This is a genomic window from Pantoea sp. CTOTU49201 (assembly GCF_032054795.1).
Taxonomy (GTDB): Bacteria; Pseudomonadota; Gammaproteobacteria; order Enterobacterales; family Enterobacteriaceae; genus Pantoea; species Pantoea symbiotica.
On the sequence record NZ_DAMBSA010000008.1, the window covers coordinates 20320 to 29811 of the forward strand.

Below are 9492 nucleotides of genomic sequence, written 5' to 3' on the forward strand. Positions count from 1 at the left end.
GATGAACGCTCAACGTTTTGCCCGAATTCAGGAGATGCTGGCCCTGCGCCAGCACGATCTCACCGTCTGCATGGAACAGGTGCATAAACCGCATAACGTCTCGGCGGTGATTCGTACCGCCGATGCGGTGGGCATCCATGAAGTGCACGCAGTCTGGCCAAGCGTGCGAATGCGCACCATGGTTGCTGCTTCGGCGGGCAGTAACAGTTGGGTGAAAGTTAAAACGCATCAGCATATTGCAGATGCGGTGCGTCATCTGAAGAATGAAGGCATGCAGGTGCTGGCGACCAATCTGTCGGCCAAAGCGGTAGATTTTCGCGAGATCGATTACACCAAACCGACCTGTATTCTGATGGGTCAGGAAAAAACCGGAATTACTGCTGAAGCGCTGGCGCTGGCCGATCAGGACATCATTGTGCCGATGGTCGGCATGGTGCAGTCGCTCAATGTCTCAGTGGCTTCCGCGTTGATTCTGTATGAAGCGCAACGTCAGCGACAGAATGCCGGCATGTATCAACGCACCTACAGCCTGCTGGATGAAGATGAGCAACAGCGTTTGCTGTTTGAAGGCGGTTATCCGGTGCTGGCGCGCGTCGCCAAACAAAAAAATCTGCCTTATCCGCACATAAATGGCCAGGGCGAAGTGGAAGCCGATGCCGATTGGTGGGCCACCATGCAATCAACAGGTAGAAAATGAAAGGCCGTCTGCTGGATGCCATCCCGCTCAGTACCCTGACCGGCGTCGGCGCCAGTCAGGCGGGCAAGCTGGCCAAACTTGGCCTGTTTACCATTCAGGATTTACTGCTGCATCTGCCACTGCGCTACGAAGACCGCACCCAACTGTATAAAATCAATGACCTGCTGCCGGGCGTCTATGCCACGGTGGAAGGTGAAGTGCTGAGCAGCGAAATCACTTTTGGTCGCCGCCGCATGTTGGTGTGCCAGATCAGCGATGGCAGCGGCATGCTGACCATGCGCTTCTTCAATTTCAATGCCGGGATGAAAAACAGCCTGTCGCCGGGCCGTCGCGTTACCGCCTATGGCGAGATTAAACGCGGTCAGCGTGGTGCTGAAATCATTCATCCCGAGTATCGCGTGCAGGGCGAACAAGGCGGCGTTGAGCTGCAGGAAACCCTGACGCCGGTCTATCCCACTACCGAAGGCATTCGTCAGGCGACACTGCGCAATCTCACCGATCAGGCATTGACGCTGCTGGAGAGTTGCCCGATTGCCGAACTGCTACCCTCTGAACTGAGCGGTGGGCTGATTAGCCTGCCGGATGCACTGCGCACGCTGCATCGTCCGCCGCCGGACCTACGCCTGAGCGAACTGGAAAGCGGCCGCCATCCGGCACAGAAACGTTTAATTCTGGAAGAGCTGCTGGCACATAACCTCAGCATGCTGGCAGTACGCGCCGGTGCGCAGCGCCATCATGCGCTGCCGATGACGGCGCGCCACGAGCTGGTTGATCAGCTGCTGGCGGCGCTGCCCTTCTCGCCAACCGGCGCGCAAAAGCGCGTGGTTGCTGAAATCGAAAAAGATCTGGCCAACGATTTTCCGATGATGCGTTTGGTACAGGGCGATGTCGGCTCCGGTAAAACGCTGGTGGCCGCACTGGCGGCGCTGAACGTCATCGCGCACGGCAAACAGGTGGCGCTGATGGCGCCGACCGAACTGCTGGCCGAGCAGCATGCCAACAACTTCCGCCAGTGGTTTGCACCGCTGGGGATTGAAGTGGGCTGGCTGGCGGGCAAGCAGAAAGGCAAAGCGCGAGAAGCGCAGCAGGAAGCCATCGCCAGCGGCCAGGTCGCGATGGTGGTCGGTACCCATGCGCTCTTCCAGGAGCAGGTAAAATTCAACGGCATGGCGCTGGTGATCATCGACGAACAGCACCGCTTTGGCGTGCATCAACGCTTAGCCTTGTGGGAAAAAGGCGAGGAGCAAGGTTTTCATCCGCATCAGCTGATTATGACCGCCACGCCGATTCCGCGCACGCTGGCCATGACCGCTTACGCCGATCTCGATACCTCCACCATCGACGAATTACCGCCAGGCCGTACGCCGGTCACCACGGTGGCGATTCCCGACAGCCGCCGCAGTGAGATCATCACGCGCGTGCAAAGCGCCTGTCATGAAGGGCGTCAGGCTTATTGGGTGTGTACGCTGATTGAAGAGTCGGAAGTGCTGGAAGCGCAGGCGGCGGAAGCAACCTGGGAAGAGCTGAAAGTGGCGCTGCCCGATTTGCAGGTTGGTCTGGTGCACGGCCGCATGAAGCCCGCCGAAAAACAGGCTGTGATGGCGGCGTTTAAGGCCAATGAAATCCAGCTGCTGATCGCCACCACGGTGATCGAAGTGGGCGTGGATGTGCCGAATGCCAGCCTGATGATTATCGAAAACCCGGAACGTCTCGGTTTGGCCCAGCTGCATCAGCTGCGCGGCCGCGTGGGCCGTGGTGCTGTCGCCTCACACTGCGTGTTGCTGTACAAAGCGCCGCTCAGCAAAACCGCGCAGAAGCGTTTGCAGGTGCTGCGCGATAGCAACGACGGCTTCGTGATTGCTCAGCACGATCTGGAGATTCGCGGTCCGGGTGAGATGCTCGGCACTCGTCAAACCGGCAACGCCGAGTTTAAAGTGGCTGATTTGCTGCGCGATCAGGGCATGATTCCTGAAGTTCAGCGCGTGGCGCGTCATATCCACCAGCACTATCCAGAGCAGGCGCAGGCGCTGATTGAGCGCTGGCTGCCGGAAACCGAGCGCTACAGCAACGCTTAATCCGCCGTTATCGCTTATCGATAGCCATAAAATCCCCGACAAACTTCTGCAGCAGACGCGCCAGCTCGGTGCGCTCTTCATCCGGCCAGCTGGCAAACAGGTTCTGATAGATCTGCGCACGCGCCGCATCGATCTTGTCGGTCATCGCTTTACCTGCTGCCGTGATCACCGCTTCATTCACCCGTTTGTCTTTGGCATTTTTCTGGCGCTGCGCCAATCCTAGCTCCTCCAGCTTTGCCACCTGACGACTGACGGTGGTGTAATCACGCCCCGCACGCTCCGCCAGTTCGACCACGCCAATCGGGCCGAAGCGACCAATTTGAATCAGCAGCGGAAACAGCGCGCGATCGAGCTGAATATTCGACTCTTTTATCAGTAATTCATCACGTTGCGGACGGTTGAAGGTTCCAACAATCATCAGCAGCGCATTATGCAGATCATCGAATGCTGCACCATTATGTGTATTTTGCACGCTTTCCATTGACGTCATCCCGAGGCAAGCCTAATGTGTGCATATTACACATAGTTTCCGATTAACTGAAGGTGAAAGCATGAAAGCAGCGATTGTTTCCGCAGCAGGTGAACTGCCCGTTTACGGTGATTTCCCTGAACCGCAGGCTGATGAAAGCCATGTGGTGGTGACAGTGAAAGCCGCCGCCGTCAGCCAGCTGGCAAAAGCACGCGCCGCCGGTACGCATTACAGCGCGGCCGCGCACTATCCCTTTATTACCGGCATTGATGGTACCGGCACGCTGAGCAATGGCGATCCGGTTTACTTCCTCGCCTTTAATGCGCCGTGGGGCAGCATGGCGGAAAGAACCTTAGTGCCCGCCGACAGCATCGTTTCGTTACCGGCCACACTGGATCCAGTGCTGGCCGCCGCGCTGGCGAATCCGGATATGTCATCCTGGGCAGCATTAACCCGACGCGCTCAGCTGCGCGCCGGTGAAACCGTGCTGATCAATGGCGCAACTGGCACGTCGGGCGGTTTAGCGGTGCGTATCGCGCAGCATCTGGGCGCAGGAAAAATTATCGCCACCGGCCGTAATCGCGCCGCACTGGATCAACTGCGCGCGCAGGGCGCTGACCTTACTTTAACGCTGGATGAATTGCCGGGCGCATTACCGGCATTGATGAAAGAAGGCATTGATGTGGTGCTGGATTATCTCTGGGGCCAGAGCGCACTCGATATCATGCACGCCGCCGTGGCGGGCGGTGAAAAAACGGTGCGCTTTGTGCAAATCGGTTCCTTAAGCGGACAGGAAATTACCCTGCACAGCAAACTGCTGCGCTCGTCCGGGCTGACATTGATGGGCAGCGGCCTCGGCAGCGTGTCGGATAAAGAGTTGATTGCCTGCATCGGTGAAATGCTAACGGCCGCCGCCGAGAGCGATTTTTCCATCGCATTCCAAATGCGCCCGCTGAGTGACGTCGCGCTGGCGTGGCAGGAAGATGATAGCCGCTGCCGCACGGTGTTTACGCTCTAAATCATCGGAAGTAAAAAGGGGCATTGCAAACGATTGCTTTCACAACGCAACCGTTTAAAATCGCCCCTTTGTTGTAATTGAGAACGTCCACCATGTCCGTCAACACCGCTGAAACTCGCCAGCCTGCCAGCGCTGCAAGCCCGAAGAGTGAACTGATTTACCGCCTCGAAGACCGTCCACCGTTACCGCAAACCTTGTTCGCTGCCTGTCAGCATTTGCTGGCGATGTTTGTCGCGGTGATTACGCCCGCGCTATTAATTTGCCAGGCGCTGGGTTTACCGGCGCAGGATACGCAGCACATCATCAGCATGTCGCTGTTTGCCTCGGGCGTGGCATCCATTCTGCAAATCAAAACCTGGGGACCGGTGGGTTCCGGCCTGTTGTCGATTCAGGGCACCAGTTTTAACTTCGTCACGCCGCTGATCATGGGCGGTATGGCGCTGAAAAACGGCGGGGTTGATGTGCCGACCATGATGGCGGCGCTGTTTGGCACGCTGATGGTGGCGTCGTGTACCGAAATGGTGCTATCGCGCGTGTTGCACCTGGCGCGCCGCATCATTACGCCGCTGGTTTCCGGGATTGTGGTAATGATTATTGGCCTGTCGCTGATTCAGGTCGGTTTGACCTCCATCGGCGGCGGCTTTGCCGCGATGAGCGATCACACGTTCGGTGCCCCGAAAAACTTATTGCTGGCGGCTTCGGTATTGGTGGTGATTATCCTCCTTAATCGTCAGCGTAATGCTTATCTGCGCGTGGCTTCGCTGGTGATTGCCATGGCGGTAGGTTATGCGCTGGCCTGGGCGCTGGATATGCTGCCCGCCACCAGCACGCCAGCCGATCAGCCGCTGATTGCCGTGCCATCGCCATTCTACTACGGGCTGGGCTTTGACTGGAATCTGCTGATCCCGCTGATGCTGGTGTTTATGGTGACCTCGCTGGAAACCATTGGCGACATCACCGCAACCTCTGATGTTTCTGAACAGCCGGTGAGTGGTCCGCTGTATATGAAGCGTCTGAAAGGCGGCGTGTTGGCAAACGGGCTTAACTCCTTTGTCTCGGCGCTGTTCAATACCTTCCCGAACTCCTGTTTTGGTCAGAACAACGGCGTGATTCAGCTTACCGGCGTTGCCAGCCGCTATGTGGGTTTTGTCGTGGCGCTGATGCTGATCGTGCTCGGCCTGTTCCCGGCCGTGAGCGGTTTTGTGCAGCACATTCCAGAACCGGTGCTGGGCGGCGCAACCATTGTGATGTTCGGTACCATCGCTGCATCTGGCGTGCGCATTGTTTCGCGTGAACCGCTGAATCGTCGTGCCATCATGATTATCGCGCTGTCGCTGGCGGTAGGTTTGGGCGTTTCTCAGCAGCCGCTGATTCTGCAATTTGCCCCGGACTGGCTGAAAACCCTGCTTTCATCTGGTATTGCGGCCGGTGGTATTACCGCCATCGTGCTGAACCTGATCTTCCCGCAAGAAAAGTAATCCAAACGGCAGGCTCCGGCCTGCCTGATATTTATCCGCATTTACATCCAGGCTGTTGAGCTGTAACGGTAATTCAGGCATAACAACCACTCACCGGATAAATATCGGGATGGATGAGTGCGATGAAATTTTTAGGCAAGTTTTTCCTTACCTTACTGCTGCTAATTCTGCTGGCGCTGGTAGTGCTGTATGTGTTGCTGCAAACACAATGGGGCGCAGGTTGGTTTAGCCGCTGGGTAAGCGATAAAACCGCCTGGCATCTCTCTCTCAGCAAGATTGAGCACGACTTCTCCTCCCCTTCGCACATCATTCTCGATGACTTCAGCTTTGGCCACGATGGCCAGCCCGCCGTGTTAGTGGCGAAACGCGTTGATCTCGGTCTTGCGCTGGTTCAGTTCAGCGATCCGCTGCACTTCAACAGCATCGAAATACGCGACGGTGAAATCAATCTGGCTAATCAAGCGCCCGATACCACGCTGCCCATTCAGGCCAATCGCCTGCAGCTGAATAATGTGCGTATTGAGAACCCGCATAGCGCGTTGCCGATGACCGCTCAGCGCGTGAACGGCGGTCTTCTGCCGTGGAAACCGCTGCCTAACGACGTGCTGGGCAGCGATGCGCAGTTTCAGATCAGCGCCGGCACTCTGACGCTGGATGGTGTGCCGGGCAACAACGTGCTGCTGCAGGGCAGCATTAAGCAACGTCGACTGGTGCTGAGCAATATCGGTGCCGATCTGGCGCGTGGTTCGATGACCGGCAACGCCGAGCGCGATGCGCAGGGTAACTGGAAGATCGACCAACTGCGCCTCAACGATATCCGCCTGCAAACCCATCAAAACCTGAGCGACTTCCTCAATCCGCTGCGCGATGTGCCATCAGTGAGCATCAACCGTCTGGATATGACCGATGCGCGCCTGCAAGGACCGGATTGGGCGGTGACCGATCTCGATTTAACCCTGAAAAATGTCACGCTGCGCGGCGATGATTGGGAAAGCGATGGCGGTTCACTCTCCATGAACGCCGGGAATTTTATTAACGGTGGCTTTGAGCTCAACGATCCTATCGTCAATGCCGACCTTTCGGCGCAGGGCATCGCGCTGACGCAGTTCAGTTCGCGTTGGGTGAATGGCGTGGTGCGCGCCAGCGGCAACTGGTCGCGCAGCGATAAACGTCTGACACTGGATGAACTGGCGATCGCCGGGCTGGAATATACCTTGCCGCAAAACTGGCGCGAACGCTGGCAGCAAACCTTACCGGATTGGCTGGATAGCGTGCTGATAACCCGCGCCACCGCCAACCGTAACCTGATTATTGATATCAATCCGGCGTTCCCGTTCCAGATGACGTCACTGGATGGCAGCGCGGATAACCTGCTGCTGGCACGTCAACATCAGTGGGGAATCTGGGCCGGTAAAGCCAGCTTCAACGCGGCTGAAGCCACCTTCAATCGCACCGATCTGCGTCATCCATCCATTGCGCTGAATGCCAATGACCAGCAGATTCAGGTAACGGAGTTGAGCGCCTTTAACGGCAGCGGTTTACTGGAAGGTTCAGCAACGGTTGGGCAGGATGCGCAACGTCCACTGACGCTGAACCTGAAAGGCCAGGCTGTGCCGGCAAACGTGCTGGGAAATTGGGGTTGGCCAACGCTGCAGTTGAGCGGTAACAGTAATTTGCAGCTGCAGGTGAAAGGCTCGTTGAACGCTAGCGCGCCGCTGCGCCCAAGCGTGGAGGGTACGTTGTCGGTGACGACCGATGCGCAGTCAGTGCAGCAGACGATGCGGGGCGGGCAGGTTCAGTGAGGTAAAATAGAAAGGTCGCCATGAATGGCGACCCTACGTGTTAGTTGATACGAGCGCCGGAACCGCCCTCCTCCAGCGCCCCGTCCGAATCGGCGGGCAAGACGATATACACGCCTTCGAATACCGCGCCCAACTCATCATCACCAAACAACTCCACTTCCATCTGCACGCGCGCTTTGCGGCCTCGCGCCAAACGGTCAAGATCGCCGCTGAGCGAGCCGAGATCGGCAATTGCGCCCGGACGGCCGCTGATCGGTTTGCTATAGCGAATATGCGCATCAGCCAGAATAATGGTGCCGCCGAGATGACGCTCGCGCAGCAGCAGCCAAATCAAACCCCAACCGGTTAGCGTGGCAAGCGAGAACAGGCTGCCGGCAAATAAGGTGTGATGAGGATTCTGGTTGCCCGCCTCGGGCATGGTGGTAACGAATTTCTGACCGGTGTATTGCAGAATGCGCACGCCCATTTTTTCACTCAGCGGGATGTGCTCATACCAGGCCTGTTGCAGCTGTCCGCACCAGTCGGCGCGATGCAGAATATCGTCGAGCGTCACCACCGGTTTGATCATCAGGAAGTGACGCACCGGCGTGGTTTGCGGTGCGGTGATTTCACCCTGATTGACGTAGCCAAGCTTGGCAAAGAATTCGACGGCGTCTTCACGCGCGCTACAGGTGACGCGTTTCGCCCCTTCCTGACGCGCGACCGATTCCAGCGTCATCGCCACCAGCGTGCCAAGACCTTTGCCCTGCACCGAAGGATGCACGGCAAGGAAGCGAATCGCCGCTTCGTTCTCGGCGTTGATGTACAGACGGCCGATCGCCACCGGTTTGCCCTGCTCATCCACCACCATTTGATGATGCGCCAGCGCATCCCAGGCATCACGCTCAGAACCCTGCGGCTGACGCAGCGGCTTTCGTAACATTTCCCAGCGGAACTGGTAATACATATCCAGCTCTTCCGCCGTTTGCGGTACGCGAAGATGATACATAAAGTGATTCTCTCGTTCGGAGCTTGCGTGGCTAAGTCCTTGCCGCTCGGCTGAAAACCTCACACCTGTAACCAGAAGGTCACCGGACCATCGTTTACTAACGAAACCTGCATATTGGCGGCGAAGCGCCCGTTTGCGGTGGTCACGCCCTGTGCTCGGCAGCAATCGCTAAAGTATTCATAGAGGCGCTCGGCTTCCGCCGGTTCTGCGCCGCCAGAGAAAGAGGGACGCATCCCTTTATTGGTATCCGCGGCGAGGGTGAATTGCGACACCACCAGCACGCTGCCACCCGCCTGCTGCACATTGAGATTCATTTTGTCATTCTCATCCGCAAAGATGCGGTAGCCCAACACGCGCTCGGTTAGACGCTGCGCTTTTTGTTCGTCGTCACCCTTTTCCACACCCAATAACACCAATAACCCATTGCCAATTTCGCCCACTGTCGCGTCGTCAACGCTAACACTGGCGCGGCTGACGCGCTGAATCAAAGCAATCATGTTTCCTCACGTTCTTTTTCGCGTTCCTGCTGTTTTAGCTGGCGATAGTCATCCAGCGTGACGGTGATTTCCGCGCCTAACAACACAATACACCACGACCAATAGACCCAAAGGAACAGAATGGGGATGACCGCCAGAACGCCGTAAATTAACTGATACGAAGGGAACATCGTAACATAGAGCGCAAAGCCTTTTTTGCCCAGCTCGAACAGCAATCCGGCAACGATGGCGCCGATCAATGCATCGCGCGTGGGCACGCGCCGCGTCGGCACAATGCTATACAGCAGCCAGAAAGCGAGGATGGAGAGGCACAGCGGGAAAATACGGAGCAGCTGATCAACCAGACTGGTTACGCCTGTCACACTCAACCAGCGCAGCGACAACAGATAGGAGCTGAGCGCTAAGCTTGCCCCCGCCAGCAGCGGGCCGAGCGTTAAGATCATCCAGTAAACGGCAAACGAATAGACC

Annotated in this window: 9 protein-coding genes; 5 read left to right on the forward strand and 4 right to left on the reverse strand. The window is 57.2% G+C overall.

From position 1 onward, the window contains the following. The first annotated feature begins 1 nt into the window (after position 1). Both trmH and recG read left to right on the forward strand, forming a co-directional pair. Positions 2-697 (forward strand): tRNA (guanosine(18)-2'-O)-methyltransferase TrmH, encoded by a 696-nt coding sequence (gene trmH / locus RTY00_RS01345; RefSeq protein ID WP_312663168.1) that lies wholly within the window; start codon positions 2-4, stop codon positions 695-697. Then, positions 694-2772, forward strand: a complete 2079-nt coding sequence (gene recG, locus RTY00_RS01350) for an ATP-dependent DNA helicase RecG (RefSeq protein ID WP_312663169.1) — start codon at positions 694-696, stop codon at positions 2770-2772. Before trmH ends, recG begins: the two co-directional genes overlap by 4 nt. A gap of 7 nt (positions 2773-2779) precedes the next feature. Here recG and RTY00_RS01355 read toward each other — a convergent pair whose 3' ends face one another. Continuing rightward, on the reverse strand, positions 2780-3253 hold the full coding sequence (locus RTY00_RS01355; RefSeq protein WP_312663170.1) for a MarR family winged helix-turn-helix transcriptional regulator: 474 nt from the start codon (positions 3251-3253) through the stop codon (positions 2780-2782). A gap of 70 nt (positions 3254-3323) precedes the next feature. Between RTY00_RS01355 and RTY00_RS01360 the strand changes: the two genes are divergently transcribed. The 3 genes from RTY00_RS01360 (at position 3324) to RTY00_RS01370 (ending at position 7539) form a co-directional block, all read left to right on the forward strand. Continuing rightward, positions 3324-4259 carry a zinc-binding alcohol dehydrogenase family protein gene (locus tag RTY00_RS01360; RefSeq protein WP_312663171.1) on the forward strand — a complete coding sequence of 312 codons (936 nt, stop codon included), beginning with the start codon at positions 3324-3326 and terminating at the stop codon, positions 4257-4259. A gap of 92 nt (positions 4260-4351) precedes the next feature. After that, complete coding sequence (locus tag RTY00_RS01365) at positions 4352-5737, forward strand: uracil-xanthine permease family protein (RefSeq protein WP_312663172.1); 1386 nt, start codon at positions 4352-4354, stop codon at positions 5735-5737. Between the two features lie 122 nt (positions 5738-5859). Beyond that, positions 5860-7539 carry an AsmA family protein gene (locus tag RTY00_RS01370; RefSeq protein ID WP_312663173.1) on the forward strand — a complete coding sequence of 560 codons (1680 nt, stop codon included), beginning with the start codon at positions 5860-5862 and terminating at the stop codon, positions 7537-7539. Positions 7540-7579: 40 nt separating this feature from the next. On the opposite strand, the gene fabY is transcribed toward RTY00_RS01370, so the two are convergent. From fabY to RTY00_RS01385, 3 genes are all read right to left on the reverse strand, one after another. Beyond that, positions 7580-8527 (reverse strand): fatty acid biosynthesis protein FabY, encoded by a 948-nt coding sequence (gene fabY, locus RTY00_RS01375; RefSeq protein WP_008109787.1) that lies wholly within the window; start codon positions 8525-8527, stop codon positions 7580-7582. Between the two features lie 59 nt (positions 8528-8586). Beyond that, complete coding sequence (gene dtd, locus RTY00_RS01380) at positions 8587-9024, reverse strand: D-aminoacyl-tRNA deacylase (protein WP_154194899.1); 438 nt, start codon at positions 9022-9024, stop codon at positions 8587-8589. Beyond that, on the reverse strand, positions 9021-9492 hold a 472-nt coding region (locus RTY00_RS01385; protein WP_312663175.1), incomplete at its 5' end, for a YihY family inner membrane protein. The genes dtd and RTY00_RS01385, both read right to left, overlap by 4 nt.